Below are 20,897 nucleotides of genomic sequence, written 5' to 3' on the forward strand. Positions count from 1 at the left end.
AGGGCGCGTCGGTGCCGGTGCCGCCGGCTGAGCTCGGCGCCCGCGTCACCCGCACGGCGCCGTTCGCGTTCAGCCTGCGGGACTAGGCCTCGGAGGCGGATGGTGATAGGCGGCTGAACGGTTCAGCTTGGTCCTGGAATTGGTTCCGAGAACCCTGCCCAATGGAAAGCCAGATGACGGTATTCACGCGGCGTAAATTTCTGACAGCAACCGCGGCCGCCGGCGCGGCCGGTATCGGTCTCTCTGCCGCTGGCAAGTTCGCCGGCTGGGCGGCGGCGAAGCCTGAGCCGCTTGTCCTGAAAACCGCCGGCATCGAGGCAAAGCTGGCGGAGGCCGGCCCGACCAGGAACGTGCTCACCTATGGCGAGGCCGGCCCGCCGCCGGTCGTCAGGATGCGCAAAGGCGAGCCGTTCGCCGCGCGGCTGGTCAACGGCATCGACGATCCGACCACGATCCACTGGCACGGCATCCGCGTTCCGAACAAGATGGACGGCGTGCCGTTCCTGGTGCAGCCCTATGTCTATCAGGGCGACCATTTCGACTACGCCTTCACGCCGCCCGATGCCGGCACGTTCTGGTACCACCCGCATTGCAACACGCTTGAGCAGATGGGTCACGGGCTGACCGGCGTCATCGTGGTGGAGAATCCGAACGATCCGGCTTTCGATTCCGAAGTGGTGATCAATCTGCGCGACTGGCGCCTCGGCGACGACGGCCAGTTCATCGAGCAGTTCCGGCCGCGCGATGCGGCGAAAACCGGCACTTATGGAACGGTGCGCACCGCCAACTGGCTCGACCAGCCGCAATATGACGCGCCAGCCGGCGGCCTGGTGCGGCTGCGGGCCGCCATCACCGACGTCACTCGCATCTACGCCTTCCGCGTCGACGGCGCGGCGGCGGCGGTTATCGCGCTCGACGGCAACCCGGTGCCGCAGCGCTTCGCGCCCGACGCCTTGCAGCTCGGACCCGGTCAGCGGCTGGAGCTTGCCATCCGCATGCCCGACGAAGAAGGTGCCATCGTCAGCCTGCGCGACGTCCGTGGCACCAAGCCGAAAGTCCTGGCGACGCTGCGCGCCGTCGGCAAATCGCTCAAGCGCGATCTTCGCGATCTCCGGCCGCTCGAAGCCAACCCGGTGGCAGAAGCGGACCCCGGCAGCGCCAAGCACATCGCGCTGGCGCTGAGCGCCACTGCCGAAAACGTGCCCGGCGACGGCATCTGCGGTTCGCTCGGCTACAGTTTTTGGGCGATCAACAAGGTCCCGTGGCCGGGTGACACGCCGGATCCGACCGCGCCCCTTGCCGAACTGAAACTCGGCCAGAGCTATGTCATCGACATGGAAAACCTCACGCCGCATTCGCACCCGATCCACCTGCACGGCATGAGTTTCAAGGTGCTTTCTTCCTCGACGCGCCAGGTACAGCCGCCTATCTCCGACACCTATCTCATCCAGCCGGACGAGAAAGTTCAGCTCGGCTTCGTCGCCGACAACCCGGGCGACTGGCTGCTGCACTGCCATATCATCGAGCACCAGAAGACCGGCATGACGAGCTATTTCCGGGTGGCGTGAGCGCATGCAGCGGAAGGCGTTCTCGCCTTCGACCGGAATTCACGGACTTCCTCGGCTTGACGCCCTTGTCCTCTTGCCTAGGTAGGCAAGAGGCGCTGGGGCGGCACGCAACTCCGACCGACGGCATGACATCTTCGCGCATTCGAAAACTTGCCTTTGTTGCGGCAGGCATCTCCATCCTGTCGTCCTGCGTCATTCCCGACGATACGTCGCGGGTCGCGAAAGAGGATGCCACCACGGCCGCCGCCCGCAAGGAGATGGTCGGTCTCAGCGAGGCCGATGTTCGCATGTGCGCCGGCTTTCCGACCGCGACGGCCGATGCGGGACCTTCCGGCCAGATCTGCACCTATCAGCGCACCGTGCAGCGCGGCAATCTCAGCATCGCGGTGCCGACGATGGCCGTGGGCGCGATACCCGCGGTTGGAGGGTCCGTCAACGTCGCGCCCGGCGGCTATTGCAACACGCAGGTCCGCATGGTCGGCGGCCATGTCGCGGAAGTCACCTATGCCGGCGACAACAATTTGCCGAACAGCATCGATGCGCTCTGCGTCAGCACGGTGGATGCGTGCGTGACTTATGCGCGCCAGCGTAGTCGCAAAGCGACGGCCGTCTCCAGGTGAGCGGGATCAGGTCGGTCACGCTGCGCGTCCATGGTGGTCGGGCGACTCAAGATTCAGCTCTTGTCAGCGTCCACCGGGATGAATGGCGCCGGGCTCCTTTTCGGAGGCGCCGGGCGAAACCTGCCGGCCCATGTCTCTGCGGATTTCGGGCGGCGGGGCATCCATCAGGTTTCTCACCTTGGCATTGTTGTGCGCATGGATGATGGCGCGGCTGAGATGGAGCAGGATTGCGACCACTGACATTGGCACTTCCTCCATTGAGATGGCGGACATGTCGGCGGCGGGACGTCGACAAATGCATCCCGCCTGTTTCGTGGGAATGACACGGAAGACGGCTTCTCGTTTCCAATTCGTGACCTGGAAATATCCGCGTGCGAGTGACTTCGATCGGTCCGGCGCCCAGGACACAGGGTGCCAGTGGCAACATGATCTAACGCTCATATGTGCTGCGAGAAACAAAAGTGATCGCCCGCCGCCCCAAATCGTCCCCAATCCGGAGGCTTTTCCGGCCCTAACCCGGAGACAAAGGAGAGGTCGATGAAATTGTCTGTTCTTGCCCTTGCTGGCGCCATGCTGGCACCGATGGCTGCGGTGCAGGCTGCGCCGATGATCGCGGTGCCGGACAGGGACAGCCTGGTTCAAGAGGCGCATGTGACATGCGCCTACCTGACCGAGGACGGCTACTGCGTGCGCCCGCACAAGAAGCGCTATCACTGGAAGCCCAAGCACCACTACCGGCAAATCTACCGCACCTATGAGCCGCAGCGGCCGGACGAGTATGACTGGCGCTACCAGCGTCCTCGGACGATTATCCGGGTCATTCCCAATTATCCGCCGCAGGATGAAGACAATTGGGATGATGATTGGGACGATTGAGGCCGTCTCCAAATTGCTGAGTGGCGCGCCGCGGGGGTTCGCGGGCTGTAACGACCATCGGCGGCGGCCGCGTGGCCGGACAGTCGTCCACGCATCCGCAACTCGGCGCGTTCTCGCCTACCAGCCGAACAGCAGAGCCGCTCCGCTCTGGCCGTCACCGGTCTGCGCGACGCTGGCGTCGGTGTTTCTGCCGAACTGGAAAATGCCGTAGGAATTGTCGTTGCCGTCCTGCCGCAGGGTGGCGGAGTGTCTGCTGCCTTCCTGTCGAATGATGCCAAGATTGCCGGCCCCGTCCTGACCTATGCCGGCACGGTTGTTCCGCCCGAGCTGGCTGATATGGGCGCCGCTGCGCAGTCCGTTGTAGACCGAATAGGCGCGCAGGCCGAGATCCAGCGCCCGCGCATCGCGGGCCGTCCGGGGCGAGTAGTAGAACCCGATCGAACCGCCCGCCTCTGCCGGAGCGGCAACCAGGGGCAGGCCGATGGCCGCGGCGAGCGCGGCGGCGTTGACGAGCTTTGTGATCCGGCGGTTCATTTGACGTCTCCTTGCGGGTTCGACCGTTGATGAGGAACAGTCGCACGGCAAAGCTGAACCCTGGCGCAAGGATGCGTTCAGGAGCCGTTCAAGAGCCGGAGCGGTTCCGGCCTTCGACAAAACCGCCGACGCTCCAAGTCTCCGTTCTCACGCAATTTCGGATGAAGAACCGCCGCTCACTTTCCAGGAACTGCTCATGCCCTGGCGGAAACGGCGAAGGGCTCCGGTTGCCCGGAGCCCTCCTTTCGATCGGCGGACCGAGAGAGCCGGCGCTCAGGTCGCGCCGGGCACCTGCTTGACGCAGCTGACGCTCGTGCCGCCCGCGGTCACTTTCAGCTTGACGTCGTAGGCGGCGCCACTCGCCCCGACACTCATCCGGCCGAGTGACGAGGGATTGCCCGGATGGGCTTCGAAGGCGCCGGCCTGCCGAATGTTGGCGGAACCGGACGCGCCGCCTCCGGAGACGCTGACCACGTAAGTGCCGCTGATGCTCTTGTCAGCGTAAACTAGGGGCTCCAGCAGGATGGCGTCTCCTTCAATCGTATCTCGAATCTCGCATCGCAGCGGCCCGGAGATCGAGCCATCCTTGCCGACCGTCGCGCCGGCTGCGCCGCCGGCGATCACAGCCAGCAGCGCGGCCGACAGCACTGCTGTTTGCTTGTCCCGTCTGGTCATGGGTCATCTCCTCACAATTGGGAATGGTGGCCGGCAACACCGTTGCCGGCCGCTTTATCTTCTTGCTTGCTCCGGTTCAGGGGCAGTCCTGGACGAAGGCGGCGACGTTGCCGCTGCCGCCCTGGCTGACGTCGGCATTGCATCCGTGTCCGACCTGGACGCCGGCGGCGATGTTGCCGTTGCCGTCCTGTGTCAGGATCGCAGTATGGTTCGAGCCGAACTGGGCAATGCCCGCGGCATTCCGGCTGCCGTACTGATAGGTCGCGCCGTAGTTGTCGACGCCCTGCTGCCCGATCACCGACCGGTTGCGATGACCATATTGCTGGCCGATCGCGGAGTTGAAGCGGCCATCCTGGTAGACGTGTATGCGGTTACGGTAGCCGTGCTGGGCGCCGCCGGCGGAATTGCGCCAGCCATATTGATCGATGTTGACGTCGTTGGCCATGGCGGGCGCGACAGCGGTGAAGCCGACCGCGGCGGCAAAGGCTGCGGCGATGATTGACGTGTGGGTCATGGACTTCTCCTTCGATGCGGCAGGGACCGCGGGTTGAACGGCCCCTTGTAGGAGAGTGGCCCGGAACGGAGGCTGAAGGGTCCGTTCAGCGAAAATTCATGACGGTTCTGTTCGGACCTTCAGGGCCGCGGCAACCTCCGCCATTCGGTCCGGCGAGATCACTATTCAGGACCTCTTGCCGCCGAAGAGTTTCGACCGAAAGTCGGGGCTGGAGGGATGGCGCTGCCAGCGACCGAACCTCGTGCGGTAGAAAACAAAAGCTAGTTTCAGGGCCGACCTAGATGCAGCGGCTGTTGGGATGCTCTGGGTTCGGGGCGGCGGGCAAGGGTCACGGCGGCGGCTTGCAGAAGCTGGCTGGTGGAGCTGAGGGGGATCGAACCCCTGACCTCATCATTGCGAACGATGCGCTCTCCCAGCTGAGCTACAGCCCCGTTCCAGCGGATGGGCTTGTATCGGTCGCGGCGGTTTGATGTCAAGGCGAAACGGCTGCCTGGCATCGATGGCCCGTGGCCGGCGGGCCTTGCCGGTTCCGCGTGCAATGGCTACATGTCGGCGACAATTCGGAGACCGGCATGATCGCCCTTATTCAAACCATCGTCATGGCGCTTGATATCTACTGGTGGATCATCATCGCCTCGGCGATCTTTTCCTGGCTTTATGCCTTCAATGTCGTCAACTCGCGCAATCAGTTCGTCGACACCATTGCCAACATGCTCTACCGGCTGACCGAGCCGGCGCTCAGGCCAATTCGCCGTTTCATGCCCGATCTCGGCGGCATCGACGTCTCGCCGATCATTCTTCTCCTGATCATTTTCTTCATCCGGCAGTTTTTGATCACCACTGTCTGGTCGTGGGTCGCTTGAACTGGGCCTGATGAGCACGCCGTTCCGTGCGCGCGATGACGGCATCGAACTTTACGTGCGGCTGACGCCGAAGGCGGCGCTGGACCGGATCGACGGCGTTGAAGCGACCGCCGACGGACGCAGCCACCTCAAGGCCCGCGTGCGTGCGGTGCCGGAGAAGGGCGCGGCCAACGGGGCGCTGGAGCGGCTGGTGGCCAAGGCGCTCGGTGTGCCGGGGTCGGCCGTTTCGGTGGTTGCCGGGGGGACTGCGCGGCTGAAGACGGTGCGGATACTGGGCGATGCGGCTAAGCTGGTGAAAAGCGTTGAGGCGCTTTCCGGGTCATCCGAAATTTGAGACGCAGGCGGGACAGCGCCCCCCTCTGTCCTACCGGACATCTTCCCCACAAGGGGGAGATTGGCAGCTTCGGCACTGGTTCTTCAATCGCCCAGCGGCAGCTTTGGATCGTCGACCTTCAGCGTGTTCACACTCTGCTTGATGCGGCGCAGGTTCTCCAGCACTTTCGGGCCGCGCGATTCCGCCACCGTGGTGGCGATCATGTCGAGGATGGCGAGCAGCGCGTAGCGCGACGACGTCGGCTTGTAGATGTTGCCGTCCTCGAAAGACTGCAACAGGATGACCGTGTCGGCGACCTTGGCCAGTGCGGAATCCGGGGCGGTGATGGCGACGGTCGCCGCGCCATATTGCTGGGCGACCTCGACGGCCTCGATGACCGAACGCGCATAGCCCGACACCGAGAAGGCGACCACCGTCGTCTCCGGTGTTGCGACCGCAGCATACATGCGCTGCAGCTGGCCGTCGACTTGGGCGAGCGCCGAGAGGCCCAGCCGGAACAGCCGGTTCTGCATCTCGGTCGCCATCATCGAGGAAATGCCGCCGGAGCCGATGCAAAGCACGTTGCCGGAACCGGCGATGCGGGCAGCCACAGCCATCAGCGTCGTCATGTCGAGGTTCTCGCTGGCGCGCTGGATGGCGGCGATCGCCGCTTCGGTGATGGCCGACACAATGCGCTGCTCGCGCGCGTCGCGGCTGAGCGGTTCCGGCGACAGATACTGGCCGCCGATGGCGATCGCCTGCGCCAGGTAGAATTTGAAATCGCGCAGGCCCTCGCAGCCGAGATTGCGGCAGAAGCGGGTGACCGTCGGCTCGCTGACGCCGACGCGCGCGGCGATCTCCGAGATCGCGGCCTTGGAGGCGAAGTCGAGGTCGGAAAGTACCAAGCCCGCCAGCCGACGGTCCGACTTGGTGCCGTCCTGCGACATCAATTGCAGGCGGGTGATGATGTCGGCCGGCGTCTTCATCTTGTTGTCTTCAAAATCGTCTCGTCTTCACAGCGGCAGGCCCGTCGCCTTGTCGAAGAGGTGGATATTGCGCGGGTCGACGCTCACCGGCAGCCTGTCCCCCGGCTTGACCTGCAGCCGGTCGCGGAACACGGCGCGCACGGTGTCGTCGCCGACCGAGCCATAGACATGCGTTTCCGAGCCGGTCGGCTCGACGACGTCGACATCGATCGCGATCGCGTCCTCGGCGGCGCCGATGACGAAATGCTCGGGGCGGATGCCGGCCTCCACGGTGTCGCTGCCGGAAGCAGCCTTGGCAAGCGCCAGCCGGCCGCCGCCTTTGGTCTCGAACCAGGATTTGCTGTCGGCAGTCTTCAGCGCGCCGGAAACAAAGCTCATCGAGGGCGAGCCGATGAAGGCGGCGACGAACTTGTTGGCCGGCCTGTCGTAGAGCTCCAGCGGCTGCCCGACCTGCTGGATGCGGCCGCGGTCCATCACCACGATGCGGTCGGCCATGGTCATGGCCTCGATCTGGTCGTGGGTGACGTAGACGATGGTCGATTTTAGCCGCTGGTGCAGCGCCTTGATCTCGGTGCGCATCTGCACGCGCAATTGCGCGTCGAGGTTGGAGAGCGGTTCGTCGAAGAGGAATACCGAAGGCTCGCGCACGATGGCGCGGCCCATGGCGACGCGTTGGCGCTGGCCGCCCGACAATTGCCTGGGGTAGCGGTCGAGATAGGAGAAGAGGTTGAGGACGCCGGAAGCCTTCTTCACCTTGTCCTCGATCGCGGCGCGCGTCTCGCCGCGTATCTTCGGGCCGAAGCCGATATTGTCCGCGGCCTTCAGGTGCGGGAACAGCGCGTAGGATTGGAACACCATGGCGATGTTGCGCTTCTGCGGCGGCAGGTCGTTGGCTCGCAAGCCGCCGATCACGAGGTCGCCGGAGGTGATCGTCTCCAGCCCGGCCAGCATGCGCAGCAGGGTCGACTTGCCGCAGCCGGACGGACCGACCAGCACGACGAACTCGCCGCTTTTGATCTCGAGGTTGATGTCCTCGAGAATTTTGTGCTGGCCGAAGGATTTCGACAGGTTGCGAAACAGGACATCGGTCATGGTCACGCTCCCAATATGTCGTCGATGAAAGGCAGGTAGCCGGCCGTCAGTCCGGCGTCCACCGGCACCACCGCGCCAGTTATGCCGGAAGCCCGGTCGGAGGCAAGGAAAGCCACGGCCTCAGCCACTTCCGATGCGTTGACGATGCGGCCGAGCGGATAGAGCCGCTTCAGCCGGCCGAGGATCTCGGGATCCTTGGCCAGGCGATGGTCCCAGGCGGCGGTGCGGATCGACCCCGGGCAGACGACGTTGGCGCGCACGCCGCTGCGGCCAAGCTCGACGGCAATCGATTTGGCATAGGCATTGATGCCGGCTTTGGCGGCGGCATAGGCCGGATTGCCGAAATGCGCGATGGCGTTGACCGAGGAGATGAAGACGACGCTGCCCGAACCGCGCCCGGCCATCGCCTTGACGAGCGGATCGGCGAAATTCATCACGCCGGTAAGATTAAGGTCGAGTTCCTGTTCGATCCTGTCCGCCGTCAGCGCTTTCAGCGTCTCGGCGCGCGTCCAGCCGGCATTGTTGATCAGGATGTCGGGGACGCCGTCCTTGTCGAGCAAAGCTGGGATCGCCGCTTCGATCGAGGCGCGGTCGAGCAGGTTGAAGACGTGGCGCGAGGCGATATGCGGGCTGGCCAACGCCTCGGCCGACTGGTCGCAGCCGACGATGCGCGCGCCACGCTCGGCCATCAGCGCCACGATCGCCGAGCCGAGGCCGCCGCCGGCGCCGGTGACGACAACGGTCTTACCCTCGAAATCGGCCTTTGACACCACGATACGCGCTCCTCGACCACGTCAGATAGTGACAGAACGCTACTCAACGAAATGTAATTAAGCAACATGATAAACTGCTTGCATCGCTGAAAACCATCGATAATGTAGGAAAGTAACATAAATCCTGTGCCCTACCGGGCCAGGCGCGAATGCGCATCATGGGAGGAAATCAGATGAGCCTTGCGAAATGGACGGTCGGCCTGTTGGCCGGAATGAGCATGCTGGCGCTGTCAGCGCCGGCCGACGCCGGCGAGGTGCGCGTCACCGTCGCCGAATACAGCGCCAAGACAGGCCCCTATTTCGAAGAGGTGAAGAAGGAGTTCGAGGCGGCCAATCCCGGCATCACGATCAAGTACGAGGTCGTGCCGTGGGATGTGCTGCTGCAAAAACTCACCACCGACATCACCGCGGGCACCAATGCGGACCTTTCGATCATCGGCACGCGCTGGCTGATCGACTTCGTGCAGCAGGACGTCGCCGAGCCGCTCGACAGCTATATCAAGCCCGAATTCAAGGACCGCTTCATCGACACCTTCCTGCAGCCCTCGATCATGAATGGCCACACCTACGGCCTGCCGATCGCCGCCTCGGCGCGCGCCATGTACTACAACAAGGAGCTGTTCGAGAAGGCAGGCATCGCCAAGCCGCCGGCAACCTGGACCGAGTTGCAGGAAGATGCGCGCAAGATCAAGGCGGTCGGCGCCTTCGGTTTCGGCCTGCAGGGCAAGGAGATCGAGACCGACGTCTATTACTACTATGCGATGTGGTCGCAGGGCACCGAGATCCTCAACAAGGACGGCACGTCCGGTTTGAGCACGCCGGGCGCGCTCGAGGCCGCCAAGCTCTACAAGTCGATGATCGACGAGGGCCTGACGGAGCCAGGTGTGACCTCCAACAATCGCGAGGACGTGCAGAATCTGTTCAAGCAGGGCAAGGTCGGCATGATGATCACCGCGCCGTTCCTGTCCAACCAGATCAAGGAAGAAGCGCCGAAGCTGAAATACGGCGTCGCCGCCATTCCTGCCGGTCCGACCGGCGCGCGCGGCACCTATGGCGTCACCGACTCCATCATCATGTTCAAGAACTCCAAGAACAAGGACGAGGCCTGGAAGCTGCTCGACTTCCTGTTCACCAAGGAGCAGCGCGCCAAGTTCACGCAGGGCGAAGGCTTCCTGCCGGTGAACAAGGAAGAGGCGAAGATGGACTATTACGTCAACAACGCCGACCTCGCCGCCTTCACCGCGCTGTTGCCCGACGCCCGCTTCGCGCCGGTCATCCCGGGCTGGGAAGAGATCGCCCAGATCACCTCGGACGCCATGCAGAAGATCTATCTCGGCAGCGCCGAGCCCGAAGCCGCGCTGAAGGAGGCGGCGGACAAGGCCAACGGCGTGCTGAAGAAATAGGGCGTCACTCCCTGCGCCCGTGGCGCGCCCCACCCCGTCGGGGCGCGCCACACCTATTCCGGTCACGGAGCAAATTCAGAAAAATCCCGCGCGGTTTTCCGTCGAATTTGCGGAAGAACATAGGGCAATCGGTTCAGGGACAGATCATCGATGTCGGTGCCGCCCCTCATTGCCCTGCCGGGCATTTCTCCCCGTATAGTGACGGGGAGAAAGGTGTCGGCCGCAACCCCGCCGCCGTTACTTGCCACGTTGGAGATTGGCGAAAACATTGATGAGAGCGCTCCTCTCCCCGTCACTATACGGGGAGAGCATGCCGGCAGGCAGGTGAGGGGCGGCGCGAACGCCGGCGAGGAATTCAAATGCGGGGACGTGCCTTGAGCTCCAATGCCACTGCCACCGATATCTATCCGCAACGCGGTGCCAGCCAGCCGATGCAAAGCCGTATCCTGCCCTATCTGCTGACGCTCCCCAGTCTGCTCTTGGCAGCGGTGGTGATCTTCTGGCCGGTCTGGGACCTCGTTCAGATATCGACGCATAACGTGAATCGCTTTGGCCAGCTGCGCGACTTCAGCGGCCTGGCCAATTTCGCCGCGCTCGCCGCCGATCCCGATTTTGTCGCCGCGCTATGGCGCACCGGCCTATGGACCGTGCTCGTGGTCGGCGGCGCGCTGCTGTTGTCGATCCCTGTGGCAATCATCCTCAATACCGACTTCTACGGCCGCGGAATTGCGCGCGTCATCATCATGCTGCCCTGGGCCGTGTCGCTCACCATGACGGCGGTGGTCTGGCGCTGGGCGCTCAACGGCGAAAGCGGCATGCTGAATTCGGCGCTGATGAAGCTCGGCATCATCAGCCAGAACATACAGTGGCTGGCGAGCGCCGAGACCGCCTTCCCGATGCAGGTGCTGATCGGCATACTGGTGACGGTGCCGTTCATTCACCACCACGATCTTCCTCGGCGGCCTGTCCTCGATCCCCGACGACCTTTATGAGGCCGCCGCACTCGAGGGCGCAACGGCATTCCAGCAATTCCGCGAGATCACCTTTCCGTTGCTGAAGCCCTTCATCAACATCGCGATCGTGCTCAACACGATCTACGTCTTCAACTCCTTCCCGATCATCTGGGTGATGACGCAGGGCGGGCCGGCGAACTCCACCGACATATTGGTGACGCATCTCTACAAGCTCGCCTTCCGCATCGGCAAATTGGGCGAGGCGTCCGCGGTGTCGCTGGTGATGTTCGTCATCCTGCTCATCTTCACCATGATCTATGTGCGCCTCGCCATGCGGGAGCAACGCGCATGAGGAACGGCAAGCTGAGACGCTCGATCATCGCCTGGTTGCTGCTTCTGCCGCTGATCGTGGTGACGATCTTCCCCTTCGCGGTGATGTTCCTCACCGCCGTCAAACCGCGGACCGAGGTGCTCACGCCAACCTGGTGGCCGAGCGAATTCCGCTGGTCGAATTTTGCCGACATGTGGGTGGCGACCGGCTTCGGCCAGGCGCTTTTCAACTCGCTCTATGTCTCGGCGCTCGCCACCGTCGGCGCCATCCTGATCTCGGTGCCGGCGGCCTATGCCATGTCGCGCTTCCGCTTTGCCGGTTATGGCGCCTTCCGCCAGTTCCTTCTGATCTCGCAGATGATCTCGCCGATCGTGCTGGTGCTCGGCCTGTTCCGGCTGATGGCAGCCTGGGGGCTGGTCGAATCAACCACGGCGCTCGGCTTCATCTACATGGCCTTCAACGTCGCCTTCACCGTCTGGATGCTGCAGAGCTATTTCGACACGATCCCGCGCGATCTCGAGGAGGCGGCCTGGATGGAAGGCGCCGGCCGCTGGCTGACCTTGCGAAAAGTGTTCCTCCCGCTCTGCCTGCCGGCCATCGCGGTGACGGCGATCTTCACCTTCATCAACGCCTGGAACGAGTTCGTGGTGGCGCTCACCATGCTGCGCAGCCAGGAAAGCTACACGCTGCCGATCCAGGTTTTCTCGCTGGTCGCCGGCCGCTATACGATCGAGTGGCACCATGTCATGGCGGCCACGCTGCTGGCGACCTTGCCGGTGGCGATCCTCTTCATCTGGCTGCAGCGCTACCTCGTCCGCGGGCTGGCGCTCGGGGCCGTCAAGTAGCATCTACCGCACGGAGCGTTCATGCGCGTCTTCACCGCCTCGCTGGCGACGGAAACCAACACCTTCTCGCCGGTGCCGACCGACCGGGCCTCGTTCGAGATGGCCTTCTATGCCGGGCCGGGCAAGCATCCGGAGACGCCGACGCTGTGCTCCTCGCCGATCGTGGCGCTGCGCCGGCGCGCGGCCAAGGAAGGTCTGACCGTCATAGAAGGCACCGCCACCTGGGCGGAGCCCGGCGGGATCGTGCAGCGGCAAACCTATGAGGCGCTGCGCGACGAGATCCTCGATCAGCTCAAGGCCGCCCTGCCGGTCGATGCGGTGATCCTCGGCCTGCATGGCGCCATGGTGGCGCAAGGCTATGACGATTGCGAAGGCGATCTGCTCGAGCGCGTGCGGAACATCGTCGGGCCGAAAGTGGTGATCGCTTCGGAATTCGATCCGCACAGCCATCTGACGCCGAAGCGCGTGGCGGCCTCCGACATCATGGCCTATTTCCTCGAATTCCCGCACACCGATTTCTACGAGCGCGGCGCGCATGTCGTCGACCTCGGCCTTGCCGCGGCGCGCGGCGAGATCAAGCCGGTCATCTCGACCTTCGACTGCCGCATGATCCAGGTGCTGCCGACAAGCCGCGAGCCGATGCGTTCGTTTGTCGACAAGATCAAAGCGCTGCATGGCAAGGATGGAGTGCTGTCGGTCTCGGTCATCCACGGCTTCATGGCCGCCGACGTGCCGGAGATGGGCGCGCGCATCCTGGTCATCACCGACAACGACAAGGAAAAGGGCGACGCGCTGGCGGAGAAGCTGGGGCGCGAGCTCTATGCCTTGCGCGAAAAGACCGCGATGACGATGCTCTCCGCCTCCGCCGGCATAGAGCGGGCATTGGCCGTGCGCGTCGAGCGCCAGGACAAGCCGGTGGTGATCGCCGATATCTGGGACAATCCCGGCGGCGGTGTGCCGGGCGACGGCACCATCGTGCTGCGCGAGCTGCTTAAGCGCGGCGTGGACAAGGTTGGCGTCGCGACGATCTGGGATCCGGTCGCGGTGACCTTCTGCCATGCGGCCGGCGCGGGCGCGGCGATCGACCTGCGCTTCGGCGGCAAGGCCGGACCGCAGGCCGGTGAGCCGATCGACGCGCGCGTCACGGTGCTGAAGACGGTCAGCGAAGGCTGGCAGAGTTTCGGGCCGAGCCGGGTGACGCTAGGGCCGGCGGCGGTGGTGCGTATCGAAGGCACCGAGGTCGACGTCATCCTCAACACCAACCGCACGCAGACCTTCGAGCCGGATATTTTTTCCAACATCGGCGTCGATCCGCTGGGCAAGGACATCCTGCTGATCAAATCGACCAACCATTTCTACGCCGGCTTCGCGCCGATCGCCGCCGAGATCATCTACGTCGCGGCGCCGAGCTCGTATCCGAGCAACCCGGCGAAAACGGACTACAAAAAGCTGAACCGGCCGATCTGGCCACGGGTGAAGGATCCGTGGAACTGATATCTCCCCCCTTGAGGGGGAGATTACCCGGCGCTACACCAGCCCGCGCTTCACCATCATCGCCTCGGGCGAGGGCATCTTGCCGCGAAACGCAGTGTAGAGCTCTTCCGGGTCTTTCGAGCCGCCGGCGGCGTAGATGTTCTTCCTCAGCCGCTCGGCGAGTTCCGGATTGAAGGGGTCGCCCGTCTCCTCGAATGCCGCGAAGGCGTCGGCGTCCAGCACTTCCGACCACATGTAGGAATAGTAGCCGGCTGAGTAGCCGTCGCCGGCGAAGACATGGCCGAAATGCGGGGTGCGGTGGCGCATCGCAATGGTGTCGGGCATATCGAGCTTTTCGAGCGTTTCGGCCTCGTATCGAAGCGGCTCGCCCGGTGCGTCAGGGCGAGCGTGGTAGGCCATGTCGATCAGCGCCGACGCCGTGAACTCGACGGTGGCGAAGCCGGCGCCGAAGGTGCGGGCGGCGAGCATCTTGTCGAGCAGGTCCTTCGGCATCGGTTTGCCGGTCTTGACGTGCAGCGCATGCTTTTCCAGCACCGCCGACACCGTCAGCCAGTGCTCGTAGAGCTGCGAGGGCAACTCGACGAAATCGCGGCTGACCGAGGTGCCGGCGACCGAAGGCCAGGTGACGTCGGTCAGCATGCCGTGCAGCGCATGGCCGAACTCGTGGAACAGCGTCTTCGCTTCGTCGACCGAGAGAAGCGCAGCCTCGCCGGCCGGCGGCTTGGCGAAGTTCATGATGTTGTAGATGACGGGCTTCGCGCCGTCGCCGAGCTTGTAGCCGGACTTCAGCGCGCTCATCCAGGCGCCCGAGCGCTTTGACGGCCGTGCGAAATAGTCGGCGAGGAACAGGCCGCGCTCGCTACCGTCGGCGTTCCAGACCACGAAGACGCGCGCGTCGGGATGCCAGGCGGCGATGCCCTTCTTCTCCTCGAAAGTGATGCCGAACAATTTTGTGGCGACATCAAAACAGGCTTCGATGACGCGCTCGAGCTGCAGGTACGGCTTCAGCTCGGCCTCGTCGAAGGCGAATTTCTCGGCGCGCAGCTTCTCCTGGTAGAAGCGCCAGTCCCAGGCCGCGAATTTCTCGTTGCTGCCGGCTTCCGCCGCCAGCCGCTCCAGTTCCTTCTGGTCGCTTGCTGCCTTCTCCAGCGCCTTTTCCCAGACCGGGTCGAGCAGGTCGTGCACGGCCTTCGGCGTCTTCGCCATCGTATCGTCGAGCTTAAGCGCAGCGAAGGATTCATACCCAAGCAGCTTCGCTTTCTCGGCGCGCAGCTTCAGCATGCCCCGCACAACGTCGGTGTTGTCGGTGACGCCGCCATTCTGACCGCGCATGATGAAGGCGCGGAAGGCGATCTCGCGCAGGTCGCGGCGCTCTGAGAAAGTCGAGAACGGCTCGTAGATCGAGCGCGACAGCGTGACGGCATAGCGGCCCTTCTGGCCGCGTATCTCGGCGGCCTCGGCCATCGCGCTCTTCAAGAAATCCGGCAAGCCGACGAGGTCGGCCTCGTCGAGGAACAGCGCCCAGTCGCGCTCATCGGCCAGCACGTTCTGGCCGAATTTGGTACCGAGCGAGGACAGTTCCTCGTTGATGGCGGCTAGCCGCTTCTTGCCATCGGCGTCCAGTTTTGCGCCGGACCGGACAAAGCCTTTCCAGGTTTTTTCCAAGACGCGCAGCGTTTCGGGATCGAGGTTCAGGCTGTCGCGGCGCTGGTAGAGGTCGTCGATGCGGGCAAACAGCTTCTCGTTCATCGAGATCGCCGAGAAATGTCGCGACATCTTCGGCGAAACCTCACGTTCCATCGCCTGGATGGTGTCGTTGGTGTGGGCGCCGGCGCGGCACCAGAAGATCGACGAGACATGGTCGAGCGGCTCGCCGGCGAGCTCCAGCGCGGCAAGCGTGTTTTCGACCGTAGGCGCTTCGCTGTTGCCGGCGATGGCGTCGATCTCGGCCTGATGCGCCTGCAGCGCCGCGTCGAAGACCGGACCAAAATCATTGTCGCCGATGCGCGAGAAATCCGGCAGGCCGAGCGGGCCTTGCCAAAGGGTCAACGGATGGGCGGCGAGGTCGACGGGTTTTGACGATGACATGAGCAATTCCGGTGGGCTGGATAGAGGCGGGTTGCCTCGGATGTAGGGCGATGCCGAGCGGCGCGCAACAGCAGGATCAGTAGGCGCTGCAGTCCTGCGCGATCGCGGTCTGGGTGCTTGCGGTGATACGGCCGCCGACGACGGTGAAGGTCTCGCGCATCAGCGTGTCGTTTTCGGGGAAGTCGTAGCAGGCGAGCACCGTGGTCTCGCCGTTCTCGCTCTTCTCGATGCGGTGACGGATCGCGGCACCCGCGACCGCGTCCTGCCACTGGTCGATCGAGTCGATGAATTCCTGCTTGTTCTGGACGATGCCAAGGTCCTCGAGCGTCATGCGCGCGTCGTCGGCAAGCAGGGCCGACAATTCGGTGCGGTCGGCCGCAAGCAATGCTGAATACCACCGCTCGATGACGGCGCTATCGTCGGCGCGAGCGGCAAGGACCGAGAATAGCAGCGCGACGGCAACAAAGACGGCATGACGGAAATGGCGGTGCATTACATCACTCCATTTCCGGCCGCTCGAAATCGCCGGTGTCCTTGTTCATGACCCAGAGCTCGCCGGTCGAGATGTCGAACCAGGCGCCGTGCAGGGTGAGCCGGCCCTTGCCTTCGAGGATCGAGACGCAAGGGAAGGTCCTGAGATTGGCGATCGAGTAGCGGATCGAGATGCGCTCCAGCGCCGTCTGGCGCTCGGTCGCCGTCATGAAGGTGCTGGACGAGACGGTCTCGGCGGCGGGCGCGATCAGGCTCATCCATTTGCCGATGAAGTCGCCGGGCGACAGCGGAGCGGAATTGGTGTCGAGCGCGGCGCGGATGCCGCCGCAGCGGCCATGGCCCATCACCACGATGTTCTTGACCTTCAGGCTCTGCACGGCGAATTCGAGCGCGGCTGAGGTCGAATGGTACTCGCCGTCCGGCGCATAGGGCGGCACCAGATTGCCGACATTGCGCAGCACGAAAAGCTCGCCCGGCCCGGCATCGAAGATCGCCTCGGGGGCCGACCGCGAATCGCAGCAGGCGACAATCATGGTCTCGGGGGCCTGGCCTTCGCGCGCCAGCGAGCGGTAGCGGCCGCTTTCGGCGGGATAGCGGCCGCTCATGAAGTTGCGATAGCCGGCAAGAAGGTGCTCGGGGAGGTGAGGCATGGGCGGCTGGAGCCTTTCCGGGGTTGGAGACGGCAGCTCGGTGCGATCGGAAAAGGCTCTAACGGCAAAAGCCGGTCGCGGGCAATGCCGAATTGCGGATGGCTGCGTCGCAATCGCGGGCCTCGGGCACTGCTAGGCCCAGATGGCAACCCGAATGCCGAAACGGTCGGTCAGCGGCGGATCGGGCGAAGGCCGCGCCTCGCCGCAGGCGATGCGGCCGGCGATCAGCAACATGGCCGCCGCGTCGAGAAAGTCGTCGCTGGCGGCGCCCCTCGGCGGCGCCTGGTCGAGAAAGCCCTTGTCATAGCCGTGTCGGCAAAGCAGCGCCTTGCGCTCCTCCATGCCGGCCGGGTTGACGGCGCCCTTTATCTTCTTCGGCAGCGCCATCGCCATGCCGCCGTTCAGCCGGGAGAAGGCGACTTCCGGGTGCGATTCGAAGATGCGGTCGCGCAAATCCGGCCGCGCGATCAGCAGAGCATCGATCTCGCGGATTTTCGCAAAGATGCCGAAGGCCTGGATGGAAACGCCACGAGGCGGATTTGAGGTCGCCATTGCCACTTCGCTTGCCTGCCGATGCGCGGCATACCAGGCCTCGATGGTCGTGAAGTCGGCGGTATCGGCATAGAGCGCGGCGCGCGACGGGATGGCAAAGACGCTGGATTGCCGTTGGCCGAGCAGCGGCCGCACCAGCGCTTCCGGTCCGCGCCCGCCTTTTCGTGAAAAATCCGGCAGGCCGATCGGCATATCGACGGCGATCGTGGCATCCGACAAGGCGTCGAGCAGCACCTGGAACGTCGGGAAGACCGAGACCAAAGGCGAAGCACCTTGCCTGCGATGGACGGCGATCCAGCCGGCCTTGCAGCCGTCGACCCCGGCCAAAACGGCACCGCCTGGCGTCACGCCCGCTTGTCCCGCCCGGGATGGAGGAGATGACGCAGCTGCACCATGGCCATCGGATGCGACAGGCTCTGCGCGTCGGTTTCCAGCTGCAGCTCGTCGCCGCCTCGTTTGGCGGTGCGGGCGAGGATCTCGTAGACGGCGGCCGTGGTCGACTGCAGCGCCTTTGCCGGCGGCTGGCCGGACAGGATGCGGGCGAGATAGACGGCGGCCGTCAGGTCGCCCAGCCCGTTCGGCGGCTTCTCGATCATACGGTGCTCGGCAAGCAGTGCTTGGCTGCCGTCGAGCAGGAAATTGCCGGTGCCGCCCGTCAGCATCGACGGCGCCGAAGTGACCAGCATGGTGGAGGGACCGGCGTGAAGGGCGGCCGCCGTCACCGACTTGATGTCCGGCAGCGGCGCGCCGGCCATCCATTCCAGTTCATAGCAGTTGGGCGTGGCGATGTCGGCGATCGGCATCAACCTGTCGCGCAGGGCGACGGCCGTCGGCTCCGGTACGTAGAGCCCGCCCGCATCGCCCATCACCGGGTCGCAGACATAGAGGGCACTCGGGGTCCTTGCCTTGACGGCGGCGACCAGCGAGGCGACAGCCTCGGCCTGGCCGGCCTCGCCGAGATAGCCTGATAGCACCGCCTTGACCTCGCCCAGCCATGGCGCGCGCTCGAGATCGGCCAGCAGCGCCTTGAACTGGTCGAGCGGCGGCACGATGCGCGTAGCGCGGCTGTGGCCAGGATGCCAGGGCAGGATGACGGTCGGCACCGCCCAGACCGGAAAGCCCAGCGTCTCCAGTGCAAAGACCGCGGCGCGGTTGCCGACCGAGCCGCGGGCGACATGGCTGGAGATGACGATGACCGCGCGCGGCGCGTCGGTATTCTCTGCATTCATGGAATTCGGTTCCTAGCCACCCTGCGTGGCGACATACACCAGCCAGGCCAACAGCCCAATGGCGATGATGAGGCCGAGTGTTCGGCCAATGCGGGTGCCCCAATATTCGATCGGATCGGAACGGTCGGTGTCCGCCGCGGTCACGTGGTCGCGCGCGTCTTTCGCGGCGCGGGCGACGAACGATGTGCCGCCCGGCGCCGTCTCGCGCGCGACGCGCTCAAGGATGCGGCGCGATTCGTTCTCGTCGTCCCGGCGCTCGGCCATGACAAATGTCCTTTCCGGCCGGGAGCTTAGCCTGTTCGCGCGCGTATTCACAGGGGCGAGCGGCAGGACTAGGACTGCGCCATCATCGGGTCATTTTCTTGCGCGCAGATTGTGGTAAGGCTTCGCATGCAACTTTGATCCGAGGGGACCAATCATGTTCGCCGAGCGCCTTTTTCTACCCTCCGCCTTCCGCAACTTGCCCGCCTTGCTGATGATGGCTTTCGTGCTGCCGCTGCTTGCCGGCTGCGGCTACAACACCATCCCGACGGCGGAGGAGAACGCCAGGGCGGCCTGGAGCGAGGTGCTCAACCAGTATCAACGCCGCGCCGACCTGATCCCGAACCTGGTCGAGACGGTGAAGGGCTATGCCTCGCATGAGAAGGACACGCTCGACGCGGTTGTCCAGGCGCGCGCCAAGGCGACGCAGATCACGGTCACGCCGGACACGCTGAAGGATCCCGAAGCGCTGAAGAAGTTCCAGGATGCCCAGGCCGGACTGACGGGCGCGCTGTCGCGGCTGATCGCGGTGTCGGAGAATTACCCCGACCTCAAGGCCAACCAGAACTTCCTCGCGCTGCAGGCGCAGCTCGAAGGTACCGAGAACCGCATCGCGGTGGCGCGCCGCGACTACATCCAGGCGGTCAGGGACTACAATCTGACGCTGAGGACCTTCCCGTCGGTGCTGTGGGCGACCTTCTGGTTCCGCGGCAACGAGCCGTTTGCCAACTTCACCGTCGAGGAAGACAAGATGCAGGTGCCAAAAGTGGATTTTGGCACGAAGCAGGGCGGGTGAGAGCGCTCGACAGTCTTCTGAATACAATCCCGCGAGAAGACGGACCGCTGGCGTGTTGATACCCCCCTCTGTCCTGCCGGACATCTCCCCCTCAAGGGGGGAGATTGGCAGCTTTGCCGGTTTCGCCAATCTCCAGCGTCGCAGAAGATTCGCGGCGGGCGATGACAGCCAATCTCCCCCGTTGAGGGGGAGATGTCCGGCAGGACAGAGGGGGGCGCGACAGAACGCCTACCTTAGCCTTCTTGGCCTTCTTCTCTCCTTCCTCTTCCCCCTCGCCGCATTCGCCGCCGACCTGCCCGCGCTCACCGGCCGCGTGGTCGACAATGCCGGCATCATCGATGCCGGCACGCGTGCGGCGCTGACGCAGAAGCTCGCGGACTTCGAGAAGAAGGGCTCCGACCAGATCGTCGTCGCAACAATCCCCAGCCTCGGCGGCGAGGAGATCGAGCCCTATGCCAACCGGCTGTTCCGCTTCTGGAAGCTTGGCCAGGCCAAGGAGAACAATGGTGTTCTTCTTTTGGTCGCGCCCAACGACCGCAAGATGCGCATCGAGGTCGGCTATGGGCTGGAAGGCACGCTGACCGACCTGCACACCAAGCTGATCATAGAGAACGACATGGTGCCGGCCTTCCGCGCCGGCGACTTCTCCGGCGGCATCAGCAAGGCCGTCGACGACATGATCATGGTGCTGGAGGGCAATCCGGAAGAGCTGGAGGCGCGCGGCAAGCGCAACGAGCAGGCGCCGTTCAACTCGGACGACCTGTTCTTCGCCATTTTCATCACCATCTGGGCGCTGATCTTCTTCGGCAGCATCGCGCTGACGGTGCTGCCGCCGATCTTCGGCCAGAAGATCGGCCCGGGCCGCTACCGCTGGCTCGGCATGACCTTCGAGCCGGGACGACGGTCATCCTCCGGCAGCGGCGGCTGGTCGTCGGGCGGCGGAGGCTGGTCCTCCGGTGGCGGCGGTGGCGGCGGGTTTTCCGGCGGCG

General features: G+C 64.4%; 24 protein-coding genes, 1 tRNA gene and 1 pseudogene. 11 read left to right on the forward strand and 15 right to left on the reverse strand.

Annotated elements, in window-relative coordinates; all coding sequences use genetic code 11:
* Positions 1-173 precede the first annotated feature (173 nt).
* Together DH10_RS20875 and DH10_RS20880 are read left to right on the forward strand one after the other, a co-directional pair.
* Positions 174-1,568, forward strand: a complete 1,395-nt coding sequence (locus DH10_RS20875) for a multicopper oxidase family protein (protein ID WP_192249721.1) — start codon at positions 174-176, stop codon at positions 1,566-1,568.
* Positions 1,569-1,693: 125 nt separating this feature from the next.
* The gene (locus tag DH10_RS20880) at positions 1,694-2,188 is read left to right on the forward strand and encodes a hypothetical protein (RefSeq protein WP_192249717.1); all 495 of its coding nucleotides are present in this window, start codon (positions 1,694-1,696) and stop codon (positions 2,186-2,188) included.
* 63 nt (positions 2,189-2,251) lie between these two features.
* Here the strand turns inward: DH10_RS20880 and DH10_RS20885 are convergent, their stop codons facing one another.
* Positions 2,252-2,431 carry a hypothetical protein gene (locus DH10_RS20885; protein WP_192249715.1) on the reverse strand — a complete coding sequence of 60 codons (180 nt, stop codon included), beginning with the start codon at positions 2,429-2,431 and terminating at the stop codon, positions 2,252-2,254.
* A gap of 294 nt (positions 2,432-2,725) precedes the next feature.
* Between DH10_RS20885 and DH10_RS20890 the strand changes: the two genes are divergently transcribed.
* A complete protein-coding gene (locus DH10_RS20890) occupies positions 2,726-3,064 on the forward strand; it encodes a hypothetical protein (protein WP_192249712.1) in 339 nt (112 codons plus the stop codon).
* Between the two features lie 117 nt (positions 3,065-3,181).
* Here DH10_RS20890 and DH10_RS20895 read toward each other — a convergent pair whose 3' ends face one another.
* From DH10_RS20895 to DH10_RS20910, 4 genes are all read right to left on the reverse strand, one after another.
* Complete coding sequence (locus tag DH10_RS20895; RefSeq protein WP_192249709.1) at positions 3,182-3,598, reverse strand: curlin; 417 nt, start codon at positions 3,596-3,598, stop codon at positions 3,182-3,184.
* Positions 3,599-3,871: 273 nt separating this feature from the next.
* Complete coding sequence (gene csgH / locus DH10_RS20900; protein WP_192385282.1) at positions 3,872-4,273, reverse strand: curli-like amyloid fiber formation chaperone CsgH; 402 nt, start codon at positions 4,271-4,273, stop codon at positions 3,872-3,874.
* Positions 4,274-4,349: 76 nt separating this feature from the next.
* Positions 4,350-4,787, reverse strand: a complete 438-nt coding sequence (locus tag DH10_RS20905) for a curlin (protein ID WP_192249703.1) — start codon at positions 4,785-4,787, stop codon at positions 4,350-4,352.
* Between the two features lie 355 nt (positions 4,788-5,142).
* A tRNA-Ala gene (locus DH10_RS20910) sits at positions 5,143-5,218 on the reverse strand.
* 141 nt (positions 5,219-5,359) lie between these two features.
* On the opposite strand from DH10_RS20910, the gene DH10_RS20915 reads away from it, so the two are divergent.
* Both DH10_RS20915 and DH10_RS20920 read left to right on the forward strand, forming a co-directional pair.
* A complete protein-coding gene (locus tag DH10_RS20915; protein WP_192249700.1) occupies positions 5,360-5,650 on the forward strand; it encodes a YggT family protein in 291 nt (96 codons plus the stop codon).
* 10 nt (positions 5,651-5,660) lie between these two features.
* Positions 5,661-5,984 carry a DUF167 family protein gene (locus DH10_RS20920; protein WP_192249695.1) on the forward strand — a complete coding sequence of 108 codons (324 nt, stop codon included), beginning with the start codon at positions 5,661-5,663 and terminating at the stop codon, positions 5,982-5,984.
* Positions 5,985-6,067: 83 nt separating this feature from the next.
* Here the strand turns inward: DH10_RS20920 and DH10_RS20925 are convergent, their stop codons facing one another.
* Genes DH10_RS20925 through DH10_RS20935 form a run of 3 tightly spaced genes read right to left on the reverse strand, consistent with a single transcriptional unit; the run spans position 6,068 to position 8,814 of the window.
* Positions 6,068-6,949, reverse strand: a complete 882-nt coding sequence (locus DH10_RS20925) for a MurR/RpiR family transcriptional regulator (RefSeq protein WP_192249691.1) — start codon at positions 6,947-6,949, stop codon at positions 6,068-6,070.
* Between the two features lie 27 nt (positions 6,950-6,976).
* Positions 6,977-8,041: an ABC transporter ATP-binding protein gene (locus DH10_RS20930; RefSeq protein ID WP_192249689.1), complete on the reverse strand. Its 1,065-nt coding sequence runs from the start codon at positions 8,039-8,041 to the stop codon at positions 6,977-6,979.
* Positions 8,042-8,043: 2 nt separating this feature from the next.
* On the reverse strand, positions 8,044-8,814 hold the full coding sequence (locus DH10_RS20935) for an SDR family NAD(P)-dependent oxidoreductase (protein WP_192249686.1): 771 nt from the start codon (positions 8,812-8,814) through the stop codon (positions 8,044-8,046).
* A 173-nt stretch (positions 8,815-8,987) separates the two neighbouring features.
* On the opposite strand from DH10_RS20935, the gene DH10_RS20940 reads away from it, so the two are divergent.
* Positions 8,988-10,217: an ABC transporter substrate-binding protein gene (locus tag DH10_RS20940; protein WP_192249682.1), complete on the forward strand. Its 1,230-nt coding sequence runs from the start codon at positions 8,988-8,990 to the stop codon at positions 10,215-10,217.
* Positions 10,218-10,279: 62 nt separating this feature from the next.
* On the opposite strand, the gene DH10_RS20945 is transcribed toward DH10_RS20940, so the two are convergent.
* Positions 10,280-10,486, reverse strand: a complete 207-nt coding sequence (locus DH10_RS20945) for a hypothetical protein (RefSeq protein WP_192249730.1) — start codon at positions 10,484-10,486, stop codon at positions 10,280-10,282.
* Between the two features lie 162 nt (positions 10,487-10,648).
* Between DH10_RS20945 and DH10_RS20950 the strand changes: the two are divergent.
* From DH10_RS20950 to DH10_RS20960, 3 genes and pseudogenes are all read left to right on the forward strand, one after another.
* Positions 10,649-11,522 (forward strand): annotated as a pseudogene (locus DH10_RS20950) (carbohydrate ABC transporter permease).
* Positions 11,519-12,346 (forward strand): carbohydrate ABC transporter permease, encoded by an 828-nt coding sequence (locus tag DH10_RS20955; RefSeq protein WP_192249678.1) that lies wholly within the window; start codon positions 11,519-11,521, stop codon positions 12,344-12,346. Before DH10_RS20950 ends, DH10_RS20955 begins: the two are co-directional and overlap by 4 nt.
* A gap of 21 nt (positions 12,347-12,367) precedes the next feature.
* Positions 12,368-13,840, forward strand: a complete 1,473-nt coding sequence (locus DH10_RS20960; RefSeq protein WP_192249676.1) for a M81 family metallopeptidase — start codon at positions 12,368-12,370, stop codon at positions 13,838-13,840.
* A 33-nt stretch (positions 13,841-13,873) separates the two neighbouring features.
* Here DH10_RS20960 and DH10_RS20965 read toward each other — a convergent pair whose 3' ends face one another.
* From DH10_RS20965 to DH10_RS20990, 6 genes are all read right to left on the reverse strand, one after another.
* Positions 13,874-15,928: a M3 family metallopeptidase gene (locus DH10_RS20965; protein WP_192249673.1), complete on the reverse strand. Its 2,055-nt coding sequence runs from the start codon at positions 15,926-15,928 to the stop codon at positions 13,874-13,876.
* Between the two features lie 76 nt (positions 15,929-16,004).
* Positions 16,005-16,421: a nuclear transport factor 2 family protein gene (locus DH10_RS20970; RefSeq protein WP_192249670.1), complete on the reverse strand. Its 417-nt coding sequence runs from the start codon at positions 16,419-16,421 to the stop codon at positions 16,005-16,007.
* Positions 16,422-16,425: 4 nt separating this feature from the next.
* The gene (locus tag DH10_RS20975; RefSeq protein ID WP_192385283.1) at positions 16,426-17,070 is read right to left on the reverse strand and encodes a carbonic anhydrase; all 645 of its coding nucleotides are present in this window, start codon (positions 17,068-17,070) and stop codon (positions 16,426-16,428) included.
* Between the two features lie 132 nt (positions 17,071-17,202).
* Complete coding sequence (locus DH10_RS20980; protein WP_192249664.1) at positions 17,203-17,970, reverse strand: DUF429 domain-containing protein; 768 nt, start codon at positions 17,968-17,970, stop codon at positions 17,203-17,205.
* Positions 17,967-18,851 (reverse strand): pyridoxal kinase PdxY, encoded by an 885-nt coding sequence (gene pdxY, locus DH10_RS20985; RefSeq protein WP_192249661.1) that lies wholly within the window; start codon positions 18,849-18,851, stop codon positions 17,967-17,969. The genes DH10_RS20980 and pdxY overlap by 4 nt, the downstream gene beginning before the upstream one ends.
* Positions 18,852-18,863: 12 nt before the next feature.
* Positions 18,864-19,115 (reverse strand): hypothetical protein, encoded by a 252-nt coding sequence (locus DH10_RS20990; RefSeq protein WP_192249658.1) that lies wholly within the window; start codon positions 19,113-19,115, stop codon positions 18,864-18,866.
* A gap of 154 nt (positions 19,116-19,269) precedes the next feature.
* Here DH10_RS20990 and DH10_RS20995 point away from each other — a divergent pair, with 154 nt between their 5' ends.
* Entirely contained in the window at positions 19,270-19,908 is a 639-nt protein-coding gene (locus DH10_RS20995) for a LemA family protein (protein WP_192249656.1), read from the forward strand.
* A 181-nt stretch (positions 19,909-20,089) separates the two neighbouring features.
* Positions 20,090-20,897 (forward strand): TPM domain-containing protein (locus DH10_RS21000; protein WP_192385284.1); only part of this gene is annotated, 808 nt, incomplete at its 3' end.

Source organism: Mesorhizobium silamurunense, assembly GCF_014843825.1.
GTDB lineage: Bacteria > Pseudomonadota > Alphaproteobacteria > Rhizobiales > Rhizobiaceae > Mesorhizobium > Mesorhizobium silamurunense.

Coding starts and splice junctions, on each gene's coding strand:
- DH10_RS20890 (WP_192249712.1), top strand. CDS start 2,726: ATGAAATTGTCTGTTCTTGCCCTTGCTGGCGCCATGCTGGCACCGATG.
- DH10_RS20970 (WP_192249670.1), bottom strand. CDS start 16,421: ATGCACCGCCATTTCCGTCATGCCGTCTTTGTTGCCGTCGCGCTGCTA.
- DH10_RS20990 (WP_192249658.1), bottom strand. CDS start 19,115: ATGGCCGAGCGCCGGGACGACGAGAACGAATCGCGCCGCATCCTTGAG.
- DH10_RS20975 (WP_192385283.1), bottom strand. CDS start 17,070: ATGCCTCACCTCCCCGAGCACCTTCTTGCCGGCTATCGCAACTTCATG.
- DH10_RS20955 (WP_192249678.1), top strand. CDS start 11,519: ATGAGGAACGGCAAGCTGAGACGCTCGATCATCGCCTGGTTGCTGCTT.
- DH10_RS20925 (WP_192249691.1), bottom strand. CDS start 6,949: ATGAAGACGCCGGCCGACATCATCACCCGCCTGCAATTGATGTCGCAG.
- pdxY (WP_192249661.1), bottom strand. CDS start 18,851: ATGAATGCAGAGAATACCGACGCGCCGCGCGCGGTCATCGTCATCTCC.
- csgH (WP_192385282.1), bottom strand. CDS start 4,273: ATGACCAGACGGGACAAGCAAACAGCAGTGCTGTCGGCCGCGCTGCTG.
- DH10_RS20920 (WP_192249695.1), top strand. CDS start 5,661: ATGAGCACGCCGTTCCGTGCGCGCGATGACGGCATCGAACTTTACGTG.
- DH10_RS20960 (WP_192249676.1), top strand. CDS start 12,368: ATGCGCGTCTTCACCGCCTCGCTGGCGACGGAAACCAACACCTTCTCG.
- DH10_RS20965 (WP_192249673.1), bottom strand. CDS start 15,928: ATGTCATCGTCAAAACCCGTCGACCTCGCCGCCCATCCGTTGACCCTT.
- DH10_RS20875 (WP_192249721.1), top strand. CDS start 174: ATGACGGTATTCACGCGGCGTAAATTTCTGACAGCAACCGCGGCCGCC.
- DH10_RS20930 (WP_192249689.1), bottom strand. CDS start 8,041: ATGACCGATGTCCTGTTTCGCAACCTGTCGAAATCCTTCGGCCAGCAC.
- DH10_RS20915 (WP_192249700.1), top strand. CDS start 5,360: ATGATCGCCCTTATTCAAACCATCGTCATGGCGCTTGATATCTACTGG.
- DH10_RS20885 (WP_192249715.1), bottom strand. CDS start 2,431: ATGTCAGTGGTCGCAATCCTGCTCCATCTCAGCCGCGCCATCATCCAT.
- DH10_RS20880 (WP_192249717.1), top strand. CDS start 1,694: ATGACATCTTCGCGCATTCGAAAACTTGCCTTTGTTGCGGCAGGCATC.
- DH10_RS20945 (WP_192249730.1), bottom strand. CDS start 10,486: ATGTTTTCGCCAATCTCCAACGTGGCAAGTAACGGCGGCGGGGTTGCG.
- DH10_RS20895 (WP_192249709.1), bottom strand. CDS start 3,598: ATGAACCGCCGGATCACAAAGCTCGTCAACGCCGCCGCGCTCGCCGCG.
- DH10_RS20905 (WP_192249703.1), bottom strand. CDS start 4,787: ATGACCCACACGTCAATCATCGCCGCAGCCTTTGCCGCCGCGGTCGGC.
- DH10_RS20995 (WP_192249656.1), top strand. CDS start 19,270: ATGTTCGCCGAGCGCCTTTTTCTACCCTCCGCCTTCCGCAACTTGCCC.
- DH10_RS20940 (WP_192249682.1), top strand. CDS start 8,988: ATGAGCCTTGCGAAATGGACGGTCGGCCTGTTGGCCGGAATGAGCATG.